14 protein-coding genes are annotated in these 17,853 nt (G+C 39.5%); 8 read left to right on the top strand and 6 right to left on the bottom strand.

The genetic code is table 11. The features are described from left to right. Window positions 1-149: 149 nt before the first annotated feature. The 5 genes from glgB (at window position 150) to C7972_RS19200 (ending at window position 7,557) form a co-directional block, all read left to right on the top strand. Window positions 150-2,045, top strand: a complete 1,896-nt coding sequence (gene glgB / locus C7972_RS19220) for a 1,4-alpha-glucan branching protein GlgB (protein WP_110357800.1) — start codon at window positions 150-152, stop codon at window positions 2,043-2,045. A 98-nt stretch (window positions 2,046-2,143) separates the two neighbouring features. Beyond that, window positions 2,144-4,546, top strand: a complete 2,403-nt coding sequence (locus C7972_RS19215; protein WP_110357799.1) for a glycoside hydrolase family 31 protein — start codon at window positions 2,144-2,146, stop codon at window positions 4,544-4,546. A gap of 41 nt (window positions 4,547-4,587) precedes the next feature. Continuing rightward, a complete protein-coding gene (locus tag C7972_RS19210) occupies window positions 4,588-5,397 on the top strand; it encodes a M48 family metallopeptidase (protein WP_110357798.1) in 810 nt (269 codons plus the stop codon). A gap of 73 nt (window positions 5,398-5,470) precedes the next feature. Then, on the top strand, window positions 5,471-6,793 hold the full coding sequence (locus tag C7972_RS19205) for an MFS transporter (RefSeq protein WP_110357797.1): 1,323 nt from the start codon (window positions 5,471-5,473) through the stop codon (window positions 6,791-6,793). 44 nt (window positions 6,794-6,837) lie between these two features. Then, window positions 6,838-7,557 carry a hypothetical protein gene (locus C7972_RS19200; protein WP_110357796.1) on the top strand — a complete coding sequence of 240 codons (720 nt, stop codon included), beginning with the start codon at window positions 6,838-6,840 and terminating at the stop codon, window positions 7,555-7,557. Here C7972_RS19200 and C7972_RS19195 read toward each other — a convergent pair. From C7972_RS19195 to C7972_RS19175, 5 genes are all read right to left on the bottom strand, one after another. Continuing rightward, on the bottom strand, window positions 7,554-8,429 hold the full coding sequence (locus C7972_RS19195; protein ID WP_110357795.1) for a glycerophosphodiester phosphodiesterase family protein: 876 nt from the start codon (window positions 8,427-8,429) through the stop codon (window positions 7,554-7,556). The genes C7972_RS19200 and C7972_RS19195 overlap by 4 nt on opposite strands. A gap of 280 nt (window positions 8,430-8,709) precedes the next feature. Next, window positions 8,710-9,444 carry a head GIN domain-containing protein gene (locus C7972_RS19190; protein WP_110357794.1) on the bottom strand — a complete coding sequence of 245 codons (735 nt, stop codon included), beginning with the start codon at window positions 9,442-9,444 and terminating at the stop codon, window positions 8,710-8,712. 16 nt (window positions 9,445-9,460) lie between these two features. Then, window positions 9,461-10,552, bottom strand: coding sequence for a hypothetical protein (locus C7972_RS19185; RefSeq protein ID WP_110357793.1), 1,092 nt, complete (start codon window positions 10,550-10,552; stop codon window positions 9,461-9,463). Then, window positions 10,533-11,093, bottom strand: a complete 561-nt coding sequence (locus C7972_RS19180) for a hypothetical protein (protein ID WP_110357792.1) — start codon at window positions 11,091-11,093, stop codon at window positions 10,533-10,535. The genes C7972_RS19185 and C7972_RS19180 overlap by 20 nt, the downstream gene beginning before the upstream one ends. Beyond that, complete coding sequence (locus C7972_RS19175) at window positions 11,083-11,646, bottom strand: RNA polymerase sigma factor (protein WP_110357791.1); 564 nt, start codon at window positions 11,644-11,646, stop codon at window positions 11,083-11,085. Before C7972_RS19175 ends, C7972_RS19180 begins: the two co-directional genes overlap by 11 nt. Window positions 11,647-11,864: 218 nt before the next feature. Between C7972_RS19175 and lon the strand changes: the two genes are divergently transcribed. Both lon and cmk read left to right on the top strand, forming a co-directional pair. Further along, window positions 11,865-14,315, top strand: a complete 2,451-nt coding sequence (gene lon, locus C7972_RS19170; RefSeq protein WP_258364897.1) for an endopeptidase La — start codon at window positions 11,865-11,867, stop codon at window positions 14,313-14,315. A gap of 147 nt (window positions 14,316-14,462) precedes the next feature. Further along, window positions 14,463-15,155, top strand: a complete 693-nt coding sequence (gene cmk / locus C7972_RS19165; protein ID WP_110357790.1) for a (d)CMP kinase — start codon at window positions 14,463-14,465, stop codon at window positions 15,153-15,155. Between the two features lie 96 nt (window positions 15,156-15,251). Here the strand turns inward: cmk and C7972_RS19160 are convergent, their stop codons facing one another. Further along, window positions 15,252-15,629 carry a LysM peptidoglycan-binding domain-containing protein gene (locus tag C7972_RS19160; protein WP_110357789.1) on the bottom strand — a complete coding sequence of 126 codons (378 nt, stop codon included), beginning with the start codon at window positions 15,627-15,629 and terminating at the stop codon, window positions 15,252-15,254. A gap of 263 nt (window positions 15,630-15,892) precedes the next feature. On the opposite strand from C7972_RS19160, the gene rpsA reads away from it, so the two are divergent. Next, the gene (gene rpsA, locus C7972_RS19155; protein WP_110357788.1) at window positions 15,893-17,734 is read left to right on the top strand and encodes a 30S ribosomal protein S1; all 1,842 of its coding nucleotides are present in this window, start codon (window positions 15,893-15,895) and stop codon (window positions 17,732-17,734) included. Window positions 17,735-17,853: the final 119 nt, after the last annotated feature.

Raw genomic sequence — 17,853 nt, 5'->3', positions numbered from 1 at the left:
TAAATGTTATTGTATTTTTATTGTTGTTTCAAAAAGCGTTCCATTTTTTATATCTATACTTGCAAAGTTAGGTTTTAGAGGAAATTTGCTGTTCGTATAACTGAACTACGGAACAAAGTTGACCGAACTATGCACTAAATAACGTAATCATGACCAAAGTAGTATCCCATAGTTTATTTACGGATTTTGATATAAATCTTTTTAAGGCTGGCAAACATTTTAAATTGTACGAAAAGTTGGGGTCCCATCTTACTGAGGTCAATGGGGTAAAAGGCACATATTTTGCTGTTTGGGCGCCTTCGGCGCGTTCCGTTTCCGTGATGGGCGATTTTAATAATTGGAACGGAGAGGCCCATCAACTGTTTGTACGTTGGGACGGAAGCGGTATCTGGGAGGGATTCGTTCCCGAGTTGGAAAAAGGCACTTTGTACAAATACGTTATCCACTCATCAAATCATGGAGTGGTAACGGAAAAGGCAGACCCTTTTGCCCGAAGCTGCGAACACCCACCAATGACAGCTTCCGTGGTCTGGGAAGACAAACACCGTTGGGGAGACGAAAACTGGATGAAGACCAGAAAGGTAAAAAATGCCCTGGACAAACCATTTGCTGTTTATGAAGTGCATTTGGGGTCTTGGAAGCGAAAGCCCAATAATGATTACTTGACCTATTCGGAATTGGCTGAAGATTTGGTGAAATATGTTAAGGAGATGAATTTTACCCATGTGGAGTTCATGCCCATTATGGAGTACCCTTATGATCCCTCCTGGGGATACCAGTTAACGGGCTATTTTGCTCCTACTTCAAGATTTGGAAAGCCCGAAGGATTTAAACTGTTGGTAGATACATTGCACCAAAATGGCATTGGGGTTATCCTGGACTGGGTCCCTTCCCATTTCCCGGAAGATGCCCATGGCTTGGGATTTTTTGATGGCTCCCATCTTTATGAGCATCCCGATAGTAGAAGGGGATATCACCCAGATTGGAAAAGTTTGATTTTTAATTATGGTAGAAATGAGGTCAGGGCATTTTTGATCAGTAATGCCATGTTCTGGTTAGATCAATTCCATGCCGATGCCCTGCGAGTAGACGCAGTAGCGTCCATGCTATATCTGGACTATTCCAGGGATGAAGGTCAATGGGAACCAAATATATATGGTAATAATGAAAACTTGGAGGCCATTTCCTTTATAAGGGAGCTTAATGAAACCGTTTATTCCAATTTTGAAGGAATACAGATGATCGCAGAAGAATCAACCTCGTTTTCAATGGTATCCAAACCCGTAAGCATGGGAGGTCTTGGATTTGGAATGAAATGGATGATGGGATGGATGCACGATACCTTGGAATACTTTAAGAAGGAGCCTATTTATAGGAAGCACCATCAAAACGATTTGACCTTTAGTGCTACCTATGCCTTTACAGAGAATTTTATGTTGCCCTTTTCCCATGATGAAGTGGTTTATGGCAAACAATCCTTATTGTATAGGATGCCCGGGGATGAATGGCAACGATTTGCCAACTTAAGATTGCTTTTTGGTTATATGTATACCCATCCCGGGACGAATTTAATTTTCATGGGCGGGGAATTCGGGCAATCGTCCGAATGGAATTTCCAAAAAGGTCTGGATTGGCATCTTTTGCAGTATGATTTCCATAGTGGCATCCAGAAATTAGTAAGGGACTTGAACAAATTATATCAGGAATATCCTGCCCTGTACGAGAAACAATTTAGTCAGGAAGGCTTTCAATGGATAGATTATGGGGATCATCAAAATTCTGTTCTAACCTATATTAGAAAAGGTGTCGACCCCAAGGAGAATATCTATATAGCATGCAATTTTACCCCTATTCCGCGGGAGAAGTATAGAATGGGAATTTCAAAATCGGGACAATTAAAGGAGATTTTTAATAGTGATGATACCGAATATGGCGGTACCGGAATGAAAAACGGTACCTTGAAAATTGGTAAAACCGCTTGGCATGGATATGATAAGTCTGTGGAAATCAATATTCCACCACTAGGGGTGGTAGTTTTCAAGTGATTTTGGGTGTTGTAATGCTGTAGAATTTAATTGCACTGCATATCGTTTCTTTAATTCATATGAATGTATTTTTTTTGTATTCTCAAAATTAACCGACCATGATTACTAATACTGAACTTGAATACAAAGGCAATTTATACCCCAATACAATTGTTGAGTTTCACAGGGATACGGATAAATTGTATTTTACCACCTCTAACGGGGTCATCTTGGAGATGACCGTTTTGCGGGACAGTATATTGCGATTTAGATATGCTACCGAAAATATTTTTGAGCCCGATTTTTCATATGCTATAAGTGAAAATGCCAGTGTTGGGTTCAACCATCTTATGATAGAGGAGACGCCTACCGAATATTTGGTATATACCGCCAAACTAAAGGTGTTATTGGATAAAAAGACTTTAAGGACCCAGATTTCGGATCTTGAAGGAAATATTATCAATGAGGATGAACTCGGTTTTCATTGGGAAGAGAATTATGAGTTTGGGGGGAATTCTGTAAAAATGAGCAAAATTACCCAAAATGCGGAAAGCTTTTATGGCTTGGGGGATAAAGCAACCCATTCCAATCTTAAAGGTAAACGTGTAAGTAATTGGGTAACGGATCAATACGCCTATGGAAAGGATCAAGATCCTTTATACAAAGCAATTCCATTTTTTATAGGTCTGCATAGCAATAAGTGCTACGGAATTTACTTTGACAATACCTTTAAAACAAATTTTGATTTTGCGCATGAACGGCGGAATGTAACCAGTTTCTGGGCAGATGGGGGAGAGATGAACTATTATTTTATCTACGGTCCCCAAATGGGCCAAGTGGTCAAGGCCTATACCAATTTAACAGGGACGCCAGAATTGCCGCCCATGTGGGCTATGGGTTACCATCAATCCAAATGGAGCTATTATCCGGAAAGTAATGTAAGGGCAATAGCCAAGAATTTTCGAAAAATGAGGATTCCTTGTGACGCCATTTATTTGGACATAGATTATATGGACGGATTCAGATGTTTTACTTGGGATAAATCGCGTTTTCCGAATCCAAAAAAAATGATTTCCGATTTGGAGGACGATGGTTTCAAGACGGTTGTAATGATAGATCCGGGGATAAAAATAGATAAGGATTATTGGGTATATCAGGAGGCCATTGAAAATGATTATTTCTGCAAAAGGGCCGATGGTGCATTTATGAAAGGTAAGGTGTGGCCCGGGGAATGTAATTTCCCGGATTTTACCAATCCCAAGGTTAGGGAATGGTGGGCCGAACTCTATAAGGAAATGATGTCGGAAATTGGGGTGCATGCGGTATGGAACGATATGAACGAGCCGGCAGTCATGGAGGTACCTACCAAGACGGCACCTTTGGATACCCGGCACGATTATGACGGGCACCCTTGTTCGCACAGAAAGGCCCACAATGTTTATGGAATGCAGATGGTGCGTGCCACTTACGAGGGAATTAAAAAGTACGTATATCCAAAGAGACCCTTTGTAATTACCAGGGCGGCATTTGCCGGGACCCAAAGGTATTCTTCTACATGGACGGGCGATAATGTTGCCACTTGGGAACATTTATGGATTGCCAATGTACAGGCGCAACGCATGTGTATGAGCGGCTATTCGTTCGTAGGGTCCGATATTGGTGGGTTTGCGGAACAGCCCAATGGCGAGCTGTTTGCCAGATGGATACAATTAGGGGTGTTCCACCCTTTCTGTAGGGTGCATTCCAGTGGCGATCATGGCGATCAGGAGCCTTGGTCCTTTGATGATGAAGTAACCAACATTGTACGTAAATTTATTGAATTGCGGTATCAACTTTTACCCTATTTATACACTATGTTCTATAGGTATTCCAAAGAAGGAGTGCCCATGCTGAAACCATTGGTGCATTTCGATCAAGAAGATCATCAGACGCATTTTAGGACCGATGAGTTTATATTTGGGGAGCAAATTCTAATTTGTCCGGTACAGGAACCCAATGCTCAAGGACGCAGGATGTACATTCCTAGGGGTGTATGGTATAATTATTGGACGAATGAGGCCGTGGTTGGTGGTATGGAAAAATGGGTGGTTGCCGGATTGGACAAAATTCCAATTTTCATCAAGGAAGGTGCCATGATACCCAAATATCCGGTTCAGCAATATGTTGGCGAATTGGAAATTAAAGAATTGGTGTTGGATGTGTATTATAAAAAAGGGGTGGAGACTTCAACCGTTTATGAGGACGGACAGGATGGCTATGATTACAAAAAAGGAAGGTACAGCCTTAGAAACTTCAATTTTAAAGGGAAGGACAATGAACTGGTAATACAACAGTTTAAAGATGGTAGTTTTATAACCTCGTATAAAACCTTCAAGTTGAATCTTCTTGGACTGCCCTTTAAAATTAAACAGATCCAGGTAGACAATGAGTATGTGGATTTAAAGGATGTACAGTTGAATGGAAATACCAACAATATTCATATCAGCAAAGATTTTACGGTGCTGCACATTATCGGCGAGTAATTTTTTTGTAATTTTCGGGGAATAAATATCTAAATCTTAAGATGAAAAAAATTATTTTAGTAATAGTGGTCTTTTTGGGTGTAGTGGCTTGTAAGACCAATCCATTTACAGGGCAAAAGGTTTTGAACTTTTATCCCAATAGTCAGATCTTCCCAACCGCTTTTGCGCAATATGACCAATTTCTAGGAGAGAACAAGGTAATTACCGGAACGGACGATGCAAAAATGATAACCAAAACAGGTCAGCGTATTGCAGCTGCTGCCGAGCGTTGGCTAACGGCCAACGGTTACCCAGGTTACCTCCAGGATTACAAATGGGAGTATAATTTGGTGAACGACGAAACAGTGAATGCTTGGTGTATGCCGGGTGGTAAAATTGTTTTTTATACAGGAATACTTCCAATATGCAAAGGGGAAACTGGAGTAGCAGTGGTTATGGGACATGAGGTGGCCCATGCCCTAGCGGACCATGGTGCGCAAAGGATGAGCGCCGGCACCATACAGCAGTTGGGAGCTGTGGCCGGAAATGTGGTGATACAGGATGAGCAAAAACGAAATATATTCAATCAGGCCTATGGTATTGGTTCCCAGGTTGGGGTTATGCTTCCTTTTAGCAGAAGCCATGAGACAGAAGCCGATAGAATTGGTTTGCAGATTATGGCCATTGCCGGATATAATCCTGATGAGGCTGCCGAATTATGGAAAAGAATGAAGGCCAATAGTGGAGACGGTGCACCCCCGGAATTTTTAAGTACCCACCCTTCCAATGAAACCCGTATTGCCAATCTAACAGAATGGGCGCCCTTGGCCAAGCAAGAAGCCGCAAAATTTGGAGTTACCTCTTTTCAATAGTGATGGGCAAAAAAATATTAACTACTAATTTCAATTGGGAAGCTGCTCTTATAGGAGCAGCTTTTTTTTGTATATGACTAGAATCCTACCTATAAAAGGCAGTAAAAAATTGTTAAACGCTTGGGCATTTTATGATTGGGCAAATTCTGTTTATAGCCTGGTAATTTCTTCCGCCATATTTCCAATTTTTTATGGAGCCTTATTCCGGGTCGCGGGAATTGATAAGGTCATGGTCTTTGGAGGGGAAATAGCCAGGGCGCCCCTAATAAGCTATGTTACTTCGGCGGCATTTTTGTTTATAGCACTGATAACACCAATTTTGGCCGGTATTGCGGACTATTTGGGGAACAAAAGGCTTTTTATGAAATTGTTTTGTTACTTGGGTGCCTTGTCCTGTATAGGGCTATATTGGTTTTCCTTGGAGAATATTTACTTCAGTCTAATTTGTTATTTTTTTGGATTGGTGGGGTTTTGGGTAAGTTTTGCCTTTAACAACTCATACCTGCCGGATATCGCATTTCCAGGACAACAGGATCAAATTAGTGCCAAAGGCTTTTCACTGGGCTACATAGGAAGTGTTATTTTGCTGCTGATCAATTTGGCCATGGTCATGAAACCCGATTTTTTTGGAATTGAAACCGACGCTGGCGGGGTCGCCGAAATTAAGGCTATGAGGTACTCTTTTTTAACGGTAGGTCTTTGGTGGATAGTGTTTTCCCAGTACAGTTTTCATTTTCTTCCCAAGGGGTTTAAGAAGGAGGGTAGAAGGGACCATATAATCCTTAATGGTTTTAGGGAACTGAGAGCGGTTTGGCACCAGTTAGGTACTGAGGTAATATTAAAACGCTATTTGGTGGCTTTTTTTGTTTTTAGCACCGCAGTACAAACCATAATGCTAATAGCGGCTTTTTATGGGGAAGAAGAGATTATATGGGGCAACGATGAGGAAAGGACGATAGGGCTTATTATAAGTATTTTGGTCATCCAAATTGTAGCAATTTTTGGCTCCCTTATATCGGCAAAATCATCCAGGGTATTTGGAAATATTTATACTTTGATTTGCCTTAATGTTATTTGGATATTCTTATGTGTATATGCTTATTTCTTGAAAACACCAGTAGATTTTTACATTGCTGCAGGATTGGTGGGCTTAGTAATGGGGGGCATTCAAACCTTGGCCCGTTCAACTTATTCCAAATTTTTGCCAAACACGACCGATACGGCCTCTTTTTTTAGTTTTTATGATGTTGCAGAAAAAATAGGATTGGTTATTGGAACTTTTTTGTTTGGGTATATATCGCAAATTACCGGTAGTATGCGTAATGCAACAATTTTGATGGGATTATTGTTTTTAATTGGCGCTCTATTACTGGGAAGAATAAAAAAAAGTGTTTAAAGTTAAAAACGAATAAAAGGTTTTAATTTAATAAAATAGGCTAAATGAAAAAGTCCAAAAAATCAAAAGGAAAACCATTGTACAGTACCATTGACCTTAGCAAAAATGAGATAGTGGTTTTTAATATTGAAGAAATTAAAAGTATGCGTGAGGAAATAAATTGGCGGGTAAAGGCGGCATATAACTCCAGTATTGCATTTATATCGGTAATAACCTTTATTATAGGTCAACTCTTAAATAGGGAAAATGGGGTAATTGAAAGTATTCAAGAAGACCCTAACTTGTTTATGATGACTTCCATTGCTATGTTGATAGTAATTTCGGCATGGGTAGGTGTTCAGAATGCAAATCATCTTATTGAAAAAAGAATAGAACTTTATTCTTTGGATCTGATGAAAACAATACATTCCGCATCAGAGCATATTTTTTTTTCTTGGTTGGGCTATCTTTATGGGCATGTGTATTTTAGAAAAAAGGTTAAGAACATGTTGGCCAAATTGCTCAATGCCTCCATTGGGTTTTTTATTTATTTTTTACCTAATCTTATAGCCTTTGGTTTGTGGGTTTTTTTACTAGGCATTGATGGCATAAGGAATCATATTCCATTATTTATTTTGGCTACATTCTTTATTTTTATAGCCATATTAACTTCATTTCTCCTGTTTTTTTATGTTATTAAGGTTAATAAAAGATATACCGATTTTCATGATAATTATATGAAGCCCTATTTTGAAGCCAAAAAGGGAATAATTACAAGTCATTAACGCATGATATTTTTTGCGATATTCGGAAAATCGGTAATGATATAACTAGCACCGATTGAGGCAGCTCTAAGCATATCCTCTTTTTTGTTTACGGTAAAAACACCGGTTTGTATTCCTTTTTTTTCATACATGCTTTTTGATTTTTCGTCTAAGTATAAATAAAAGGTATTTACGGAGCTGATGTTTTCCAATGGTTCGAAGTTTCCAAATCTTATTTTGGTATCATAATAGACAGGGAAGAAAGAAGAATCACCAAATAACAATTGATGGCATTCCAAAGCAGGTTTAATCCTGGAAATCTCCTTAAGGTATGCTGTTTCAAAGGATTGTATTATAACTTGTTGGCTTAATTCTTCCTGTTCCAAATAAGTTACAAGTTTTTCTACGATACCATCATATGTGCCTTTTCGGGGCCATTTGATTTCAATGATCACCTTGCATCTCCCGTCGATAAGATCAAATACTTCCGGTAGCGTAGGTACTTTTTCAGAACCGTATTTTTTATCATACCAACTACCAGCATCTAATTTTTTTAAATCTTCAACGGATAGATTTTCAATTTCACCTTCTCCATTGGTTGTCCTTTTAACATTGGAGTCGTGCATTACAACCAATTGATCATCACTTGATAGATGTATGTCCAATTCGATAATATCCACACCAATTTCCAAAGCTTTGCTAAAGGAGGCTAAAGTGTTTTCTGGAGCAAGTCCTGCAGCCCCTCTATGACCAATAATCTTAACTTTGTCATGGTCAATAAACTCAGGGGTCTTTATTCTTTTAAATCTAACGAAAGGTATTATGACACTAAAGAGAAGAAAAATAATTAGGGATATGGTCATTGTATATATTATTTTTTTTAAAATTTTCATTGTCTGGATCGAAGTGTATTTAAATTTATGATAGCTAAGAAGTACATAATGTTACAAATTTAGGCATTTAGTATTCGAATGAGAATTACTTAATATATTTATATGGACCCAATTATGGTATTTATCCGATTATTCTCTACACGTAAAAAGGAAATATTAAAAATGGAACAAAAAAATAACGGAGTTTTATCTCCGTTATTTTTTATTAGCATTCTTTATTGGTGCTCTTGGATTTGGACCCGATCCCTTAAAAGGCTTCCTATAACTTAGTATATTGTTTTTATTTGAATGAAACCTTTGTGATATCCCCCGATCCCGAAACTTTTGTGCTGATTTTTTCAGGATTGCCCCGATAATCTATATCGCCCGATCCAGATACCCTTGCATTAATCCCCCTATTGGCTGTTACCTTAACATTGGCCGAACCCGATACCGAGGCATCCACATTGTCGGCAATAAGGTCATAGGCATCGATATCACCGGATCCTGAGATGGATACGTCAAAATCTCTGGTTTCTCCACTTAGGACCATATCCCCGGAACCGGAAATGCTTGCTTTCAGGGATTTTACGTCCAGAGCAAGGCTAATGTCCCCGGAGCCGGACATAGTGGTTTCAAAATTATCGGCAACCAAGGTAGTTTCGCCAACAATATCCCCCGAACCGGACAAGCTCAAGGCACTTATACTTTCTACAGGAATGGTTATGGAAACCCCTTTTCTCCAAGAGGATGGTTTTAAGTGATACCCATTTTTAATCTTTATCGTTAATTTATTGCCATGAACTTCGGTTGTAATATGGTCCAAAATATTTTGTTCCCCCTTCAATGTGATCATGCCCTCTTTGCCTTCTACCAATGCAACATCGAAGAAACCTGAAATCGCAATTTCATCATAGTCTTTCGTTGTTCTCTCAAGGGTAACCTGATGGCCGTTCCCGTTAATCTTGTGGTTTTTTTGGGAGGTGAGGCAGCCCATTATTAAAAGACCAAGTAAGGTGGTTGTTAAATGTTTCATCTTTAAATGTTCAATCTTATTTTTTATGAAATGAAATCCCGCCATATTCACTGGTGATAGTCATTAGGTTACCACTGTTTTGACTCCCGTAATAGCCCTTAAAATAATTTTGGTTGGATTTTTCGTTGCTAATGTTTATTTCGAATTCGTCCTTTCCATCTACGCCGGCATATTTTGTTTCAATTTCAAAATTGAAATGATAATTTGGGGAGTACCCTATTTTGATGCCGGTATAATCCGTATTTAACTGAAGGTTTTTGGCATCATGCGCCATTTCATCAATTTTAACGGACCCGTAGCTCGATTTTATATCCACGTTGCCGTGTACGCTCCCCAGGCTAACATTTATATAATCGCCATTTCCTTGAATATTTCTGGCTTGCTTTATTTCCAATTTGCCATAATCGCAGACATAGGACAGGTCTTCCATGGTTTGTATCGTGGCATTGGTATAATCGGCAACAATATCCAGACTCCCTGCCTTTTCAATGGTAAAACCGGAATAATCGGCATTGATTTTACCGCTGTTTATATAGCCAATGGTAGATTTGGAAGTATAATCGAAGGATAATTGGTTGCTTCTCCCGTGCAACTCCCCAATTTCCAATCGGCCATAATCGCAGTTTATTTTGGCATGTCCGTCTATTCTGTCAAGAATAATACTGCCGTAATCGTTGTTAAGGTTAACACTGTTCTTAATGGGGATTTTAACCGTATAGTTTACCTGCATATTTACATTATTGCTGTTGCCCCAATTCCATCCCCAACTGTTTCTTTCCTTTTTGAAGATAGTAGCGGCGGAAACCATAGTGCTGCTGCCCTCAAAATCCACTGTAATTTCATCCAGTTTGCGTTGAACCTTATCTTCATTGTCGCCTGTGGTCTTAATATGGACCTCTATGGTTACCCTATCCTGGTTCCAGGAGGTAATATTTAAATTTCCATAGCTATTGTCTATTTTAAGTAAGGCATCCAAATTTACTTTGTACTCTTTTTTAAGTGTTTTTTCCTTGGTGTACTTTCCTCTGGGCATATCATTGTTGCAAAAGGAATTGATGGGAGCAAGCCATAAGAGGGTAAGTATATAACTAAGCTGTAATATTTTCATTTTTGTATTTTTTTAAGTTCTTAATTTCTTCAATTTGTTCCAGCACTTCGTTGAGCAAATCTATTCTGGTCTGAAAATTGGTGATCATGGCGCTTAAAATTAGTTTGCTATTACCGCCATCCAATAGGTCCCGTTCCATCTTTTTGTAATCGCTATCCAAGTTTCTAAGTTGAATCATGGTATCGGCAATCAATTTTTGGGTCTCGGGGGTACTTTCATTTTGCATCTTTTTTATCTGATCCTCTATTACACTGGCAAAATAAAATTCGGTGTTGGTGATTTCCGGCGAAATTTTGGAAACCTGCTGCTGCACGCTTGGGGATGTATAAAGGTAATTGTAGCCTATAGTGCAAAGTAACAGCAAGGTGGCAGCTACGGTTAGCGGCTTCCATATTACACGGTTCCTTTTTAATTTTGTTTTCCCTGTTGCAGAGGCTTCCAATTTTGCCAAGAAACGAAGTCTGTGGCCATCTGTTGGTTCAGCTGTGTCAAAGGAGCCTTTTAATTCCCCAAACAGTTTTTCTATAGGATCAACTTCCATAGTATGTGGTATTTAATTTTTGTCTCAGGCTTTCTTTTGCCCTTGAAATCATTGTACGGCAATTGGCGTAACTCAAATTCATTATTTCACAAATTTCTTCGTAATCGTATCCTTCAATTAAATGTAAGGTCAAAGAAATTCTGTAATTGTCTTTTAACAGCTTCATGGTTTCAATCACTTTTTGAGCCTTTAGTTCAATCATTCCATTATCTGGGACATATCCATCATTGTCTTCGACCTTGTACATTACACTTCCAAGATCAACTTCCTGGCGTTTTAACCTCTTTTTATATTGAAGGATACTGTTGTTGACCACAATCCGTTTTAACCAGGCCCCAAAGGTAACTTCTCCCTTAAATTGGTCCAGTTTGGTCAGTGCGCTTAATAACGATTCCTGCATTACATCTTCTGCAATGGCGCTATCTTTTACGATCCTATGGGAAACATTGTACATTCCCTTGTAATAGCGATTGTAAATTTCTAGTTGCGCGTTGCGGTTACCCTTTAAGCACAGTGGTAACAGTTCATCAATATGTCTCTTTTCTAGGCTCAAAAAGGTATTGGTTTGCTTAATAGATGAGGTAATTTATGGAATGTTACAGTTTATTTCTAAAAAGATTTTATTTGTTGGCATAAGAATTGCCCAAATAGAAATGAAAGGAAATGCTAGAATCCTCAACCTCCTTATTTTTATAGGGAAAGGAGGCATATGTAGGATTAAATATAAATTGTTTCTCTGTCTTTGAATGACAGAATGACCGAAATTAGAATATGGCTAAAACAAAAAACATACAATTTGACACTATGTCATTGCACGGGATAGATGAGGATGCAGAGTTAATACCCTTGATGACACCTGAAGATGAGGAGGAAATCAATAATGAAAATTTGCCGGAAACCTTGCCTATATTGCCGTTGCGCAATACTGTGCTGTTTCCCGGAGTAGTTATTCCAATTACAGCGGGAAGGGATAAATCCATTAAGTTGATAAAGGATGCCAATAACGGATCCAAGGTGATTGGTGTGGTGGCCCAAAAGGATGAGGAAACAGAGAATCCTGGTGTAAAGGATATCAATACTTTGGGGACTGTGGCAAGAATTCTAAGGGTGCTTCAAATGCCCGATGGAAATACCACCGTCATCATTCAGGGCAAAAAACGCTTCGAAGTGGCCGAAGTGCTTACCGAAAAGCCTTATATCACGGCTACTGTAAGGGAAACTACCGAAGTTAGGCCTGCAGGTGACGACAAGGAATTTAGGGCAATCATAGATACTATAAAAGAATTGTCATTACAGATTATTAGGGATAATCCCAATATTCCCAGTGAGGCGTCCTTTGCCATAAAGAATATTCAGAGCGATTCTTTTTTGATAAACTTTGTCTCCTCCAACCTAAATTTGAATGTAAAGGACAAACAGGAATTACTGGAGATAGGCAGTTTACAGGATCGTGCATTGGCCACTCTTAAATATATGAACATTGAGCTTCAGAAGCTGGAACTGAAAAATGACATTCAGTCCAAGGTGCGAAGTGATATGGATCAGCAACAACGGGAGTACTATCTTCATCAACAGATGAAAACGATCCAAGAGGAATTGGGCGGCCTCTCATATGAGGAAGAAGTTGATGAGATGAGGTTAAGGGCCAAAAAGAAGAAGTGGAACAAAACCGTTGCCGAGCATTTTGAAAAGGAATTGGCCAAAATGCAGCGGATGAATCCGCAGGTAGCGGAATATTCCATTCAACGCAATTACTTGGATCTGTTCTTGGATCTTCCCTGGAATGAATATTCCAAGGATAAGTTCGATTTAAAAAGGGCCCAAAAAATACTGGATAGGGACCATTATGGTCTGGAGGATGTAAAAAGAAGGATAATTGAATATTTGGCTGTGCTAAAATTGCGGAATGATATGAAATCGCCCATCCTTTGTCTTTATGGACCTCCGGGAGTTGGTAAAACCTCTTTGGGTAAATCTGTGGCCGAAGCACTGGGAAGGGAATATGTGCGAATTTCCCTGGGTGGTCTCAGGGACGAGGCCGAGATTCGAGGGCACCGTAAAACCTATATTGGAGCCATGCCAGGTAGAATTATTCAAAGTTTAAAAAAGGCCGGTAAATCCAACCCTGTCTTTATTTTGGATGAAATTGATAAACTGTCCAATAGCCATCAGGGCGATCCTTCCTCTGCAATGTTGGAGGTTTTGGATCCGGAACAGAACAATGAGTTTCATGATAACTTTTTGGAAATGGGCTATGACCTGTCCAAAGTAATGTTCATTGCAACGGCCAATAGCTTGTCCGAAATACAACCAGCCCTGCGGGATAGAATGGAAATTATTCACGTAACCGGGTATACCATAGAGGAAAAGGTGGAAATTGCAAAGAGGCATCTATTGCCAAAGCAGTTGAAGGAGCATGGACTAAATGTAAGCCATTTGAAAATTGGCAAACCCCAATTGGAGAAGATTGTAGAGGGCTACACTAGGGAATCCGGGGTGAGGTCTTTGGAAAAACAAATAGCAAAAATGGTGCGGCATGCCGCTAAATCCATAGCAATGGATGAGGAGTACAACCAAAAGGTTTCCTTTGAAGATGTTGAAAAGGTTTTGGGGCCTGCGCGAATGGAAAGGGATAAATACGAGAATAATGATGTTGCCGGGGTGGTTACGGGATTGGCCTGGACCAGTGTTGGTGGCGATATTTTGTTTATAGAGTCCATTTTGTCCAAAGGAAAAGGGAATCTGACCATTACCGGTAACTTGGGTACGGTGATGAAGGAGTCGGCCACGATAGCGATGGAGTACATCAAATCCAATTCTGACAGATATGGAATTGACCCAGAGGTATTTGATAAATACAATGTGCATATCCACGTTCCGGAAGGGGCTACTCCAAAAGACGGACCCAGTGCGGGGATTACCATGTTAACTTCCCTGGTATCCTTGTTTACCCAGAAGAAAATAAAAAAGAGTCTGGCCATGACTGGAGAAATTACCTTAAGGGGGAAAGTGCTCCCTGTTGGAGGGATAAAGGAAAAGATTTTGGCAGCCAAGAGGGCGAAAATTAAGGAGATCATACTATGTGAGGATAACAGGAAGGATATTTTGGAAATCAAGGAGGATTATTTAAAGGGGCTTACTTTTCATTATGTGAATGACATGCAGGAGGTTATTGATATAGCCATTACCGATGAGTCCGTTAAAAATCCAAAGCAACTTTAAAAAGGTTGTTTAAAGACATGCATCAAAAGTACCTACTGGGCGATTGGTAGGTACTTTTGATTTAGAGGGGGATTCCTTTTGTAAAAATGTTAATTTTTAGGATTGTCAATACCGTGCAATTGGGCAATTCTTACTATTTTTAAACTTATGGGAAAGATTACTATTGCTATTGATGGATATTCCTCTACAGGAAAAAGTACTATTGCCAAACAGTTGGCAAAGGCATTGGATTACGTTTATGTAGATACAGGGGCCATGTACAGGGCGGTAACACTTTATGCTATGCGCGAAGGTTTTATTGGAGGCGAAACGGACGATCTGGAAGGATTGGTGGATGCCCTTCCCAAGGTGGACCTTAAATTTGTCTACAATAAATCCCTTGGGTTTTCGGAAATGTATCTCAATGGCGAAAATGTGGAGAAAGAGATCCGGACCTTGCCGGTTTCACAACAAGTCAGCAAGATTGCCACTATTGAGAAGATTAGATTGAAATTGGTGGGGATGCAACAGGAAATGGGTAAGGAAAAAGGCATTGTAATGGATGGTAGGGATATAGGGACCGTTGTTTTTCCCAATGCCGAATTTAAAATTTTTATGACCGCTTCTCCAGAAACTAGGGCGTTTAGAAGATATAAGGAGCTTTTGGACAAGGGGGAGAAGGTCTCTTACAAGGAGGTGTTGAAGAATGTTCAAACCCGGGATTATATTGATTCACATCGAGAATTTTCACCCTTGAGAAAGGCCGATGATGCTATAGAATTTGATAACAGTGATATGGGGCTAAAGGAGCAATTGGAACGCATATATAATTTTGCGCTCCGTAAAATTGAAGGAAAATAGATTTTTTTTGTTTGATCTTGAAAATATCAATTAGGGCGCAGTCCGGAAGCCTTGTGGCAAGAACCCTGACTGCGCCCAAATTAATTTATGTTTCCCTTAGTTGGGGATAACCAAAACTTGGTCTGGATGAATAACATCAGGATTTTTAAGGATATTGGTGTTTGCCTCAAAAATTTTCTTGTATTTCATAGGGTCGCCATAGTATTTTTTGGCAATCTTGCTTAGGGATTCCCCACTTTTTACGGTGTGTCGGTGGTAAACGCTTTCATCGGCCACGGTAATATTGGCTTTGATGTCCGAAGGATTTTCACCGCCCAGTTCCTTTATTTTATCCCACAAAAGATTTTTCTCATACTGGGTTGCAGCCTGGCCTTTTATTTTAAGGATACCCGCTTCCTCACTTACGTCACCGTCCTTTATTTTTAATTGCTCGCCCAGGTTTAAGACAGCTTGATATTTTGCTTTAACACTCATAATTGTATTTTTTTAACGATTAATATTTATTGCTTCAAGATAGGGATTCTAAGCATAGTTTTTATCAATTTTCAGAAAATAGTCAAGTAATTGTCATTCATCTCATTTTTAGGTTTGTAAAACCATTTTTTAGTTGTATTTTTGCACTCCTTTTTTAGCAAAGCATCGAGAGGAAAAAGGAACCAAAAGAAAATCAATATAACTTCTTTCGTGGTAATTGTTAGCTCTTGTAACTCCATGGAATACAAATTTATAATCAGCAAATGGCTGAAGAAAAAACATCAGTTGAGGTAGAAGAAACTACCGAAGCTACACAAGAAACAAAAGTAGAAACCCCAGCGCAGGATCCAAAAGAGTTTTTGGAGAATTTTGATTGGGACAAGTACGAGCAAGGAATAGAGCGTGTTGATGATTCCAAATTAAAGGAATTTGAAAGCTTGGTCGCTGAAAACTTTGTGGATACGGCAGATGAGGAAGTTGTACAGGGAACTGTAGTGTACCTTACAGAACGGGAGGCGATTATTGATATCAATGCCAAATCTGAAGGGGTTATTTCACTAAACGAATTCCGATACAATCCAGACCTAAAGGTTGGGGATAAAGTAGAAGTGTTGATCGATATCCGTGAGGATAAAAGTGGACAGTTGGTGCTTTCACATAGAAAGGCAAGAACTATCATGGCTTGGGATCGTGTAAATGCGGCCCATGACAAAGAAGAGATTGTTAGTGGTTTTGTGAAATGCAGAACCAAAGGTGGAATGATCGTGGATGTTTTTGGAATTGAGGCATTCTTACCAGGTTCACAAATAGATGTTAAGCCTATCCGTGATTACGATCAATATGTAAACAAAACTATGGAATTCAAAGTGGTTAAGATAAACCACGAATTCAAAAACGTAGTTGTTTCGCATAAGGCGTTGATCGAGGCTGATATCGAAGAACAGAAAAAAGAGATCATCGGTCAATTGGAAAAAGGACAGGTACTTGAAGGTGTTGTTAAAAACATTACTTCTTACGGTGTCTTTATCGATCTTGGCGGTGTTGATGGATTGGTACACATTACCGACCTATCTTGGAGCAGAATCAACCATCCTAATGAAGTGGTGGAATTGGATCAGAAATTGAACGTTGTTATCCTTGACTTCGATGAGAACAAATCTAGAATCCAGTTAGGTCTTAAGCAATTGGAGAAACATCCTTGGGATGCTCTTAGCGAAGATATCAAAATTGGAGACAAGGTTAAAGGTAAGGTAGTGGTTATTGCCGACTACGGTGCATTTATCGAAGTTGCAGAAGGTGTTGAAGGATTGATCCACGTTTCTGAAATGTCTTGGTCCACACATTTGCGTTCCGCTCAGGATTTCGTAAAAGTTGGTGACGAGGTGGAAGCTGTTGTATTGACCTTGGATAGGGAAGACCGTAAAATGTCTCTCGGAATTAAGCAATTAACTCCAGATCCATGGACCGATATCACTAGTAAATATCCTGTAGGATCCAAGCATAAAGGTATTGTTCGTAATTTCACCAATTTCGGTGTGTTTGTTGAATTGGAAGAGGGAATAGACGGGTTGATCTACATCTCGGATCTTTCTTGGACCAAGAAAATCAAGCATCCTTCCGAGTTTGTTACCGTTGGGGATACTTTGGAAGTTGAAGTATTGGAATTGGATGTGGATGGTCGTAAACTAAGTTTGGGACACAAACAGACCACAGAAAACCCTTGGGATAAATACGAAACCGAGTTTGCTTTGGATACAGTTCACAAAGGAGCTATAGCTGAAATAGTGGATAAAGGAGCAACCATCGATTTTAACGAGGATATCGTTGCCTTTGTACCATCTCGTCATTTGGAAAAAGAAGATGGCAAGAAATTGGTAAAAGGTGAAGAGGCCGAGTTCAAGATCATTGAATTCAACAAGGAATTCAAAAGGGTAGTGGCCAGTCATACCGCTATCTTTAGAGAAGAGGAACAACGCAATGTAAAAGCTGCCGTTAAAAAAGCTGCAGCCTCTGCTGATGAAGCGAAGCCTACCATAGGTGATGCCAACGAAGCATTACAGGCGTTGAAAGATAAAATGGAGGCTAACGACAAGAAAAAGAAGTAAGCTTTTAGGTTATTGATATAGAGGAGAGGTCGTCTAAAAACTAATTAGGCGACCTTTTATTTTTCGGTTTTTCTGATATTATTTTGAACTTGCCTTGTTGATCAGGTAATTTTAGAGGT

Origin of the sequence: Arenibacter sp. ARW7G5Y1 (assembly GCF_003201775.1) — a bacterium.
Classification (GTDB): domain Bacteria; phylum Bacteroidota; class Bacteroidia; order Flavobacteriales; family Flavobacteriaceae; genus Arenibacter.
This window is presented reverse-complemented; position numbering and strand designations above follow the sequence as displayed.

Bases quoted from the DNA above. Each gene is read 5' to 3' on its own strand.
- glgB (WP_110357800.1), top strand. From the start codon at position 150: ATGACCAAAGTAGTATCCCATAGTTTATTTACGGATTTTGATATAAAT.
- C7972_RS19215 (WP_110357799.1), top strand. From the start codon at position 2,144: ATGATTACTAATACTGAACTTGAATACAAAGGCAATTTATACCCCAAT.
- C7972_RS19210 (WP_110357798.1), top strand. From the start codon at position 4,588: ATGAAAAAAATTATTTTAGTAATAGTGGTCTTTTTGGGTGTAGTGGCT.
- C7972_RS19205 (WP_110357797.1), top strand. From the start codon at position 5,471: ATGACTAGAATCCTACCTATAAAAGGCAGTAAAAAATTGTTAAACGCT.
- C7972_RS19200 (WP_110357796.1), top strand. From the start codon at position 6,838: ATGAAAAAGTCCAAAAAATCAAAAGGAAAACCATTGTACAGTACCATT.
- C7972_RS19195 (WP_110357795.1), bottom strand. From the start codon at position 8,429: ATGAAAATTTTAAAAAAAATAATATATACAATGACCATATCCCTAATT.
- C7972_RS19190 (WP_110357794.1), bottom strand. From the start codon at position 9,444: ATGAAACATTTAACAACCACCTTACTTGGTCTTTTAATAATGGGCTGC.
- C7972_RS19185 (WP_110357793.1), bottom strand. From the start codon at position 10,552: ATGAAAATATTACAGCTTAGTTATATACTTACCCTCTTATGGCTTGCT.
- C7972_RS19180 (WP_110357792.1), bottom strand. From the start codon at position 11,093: ATGGAAGTTGATCCTATAGAAAAACTGTTTGGGGAATTAAAAGGCTCC.
- lon (WP_258364897.1), top strand. From the start codon at position 11,865: ATGGCTAAAACAAAAAACATACAATTTGACACTATGTCATTGCACGGG.
- cmk (WP_110357790.1), top strand. From the start codon at position 14,463: ATGGGAAAGATTACTATTGCTATTGATGGATATTCCTCTACAGGAAAA.
- C7972_RS19160 (WP_110357789.1), bottom strand. From the start codon at position 15,629: ATGAGTGTTAAAGCAAAATATCAAGCTGTCTTAAACCTGGGCGAGCAA.
- rpsA (WP_110357788.1), top strand. From the start codon at position 15,893: ATGGCTGAAGAAAAAACATCAGTTGAGGTAGAAGAAACTACCGAAGCT.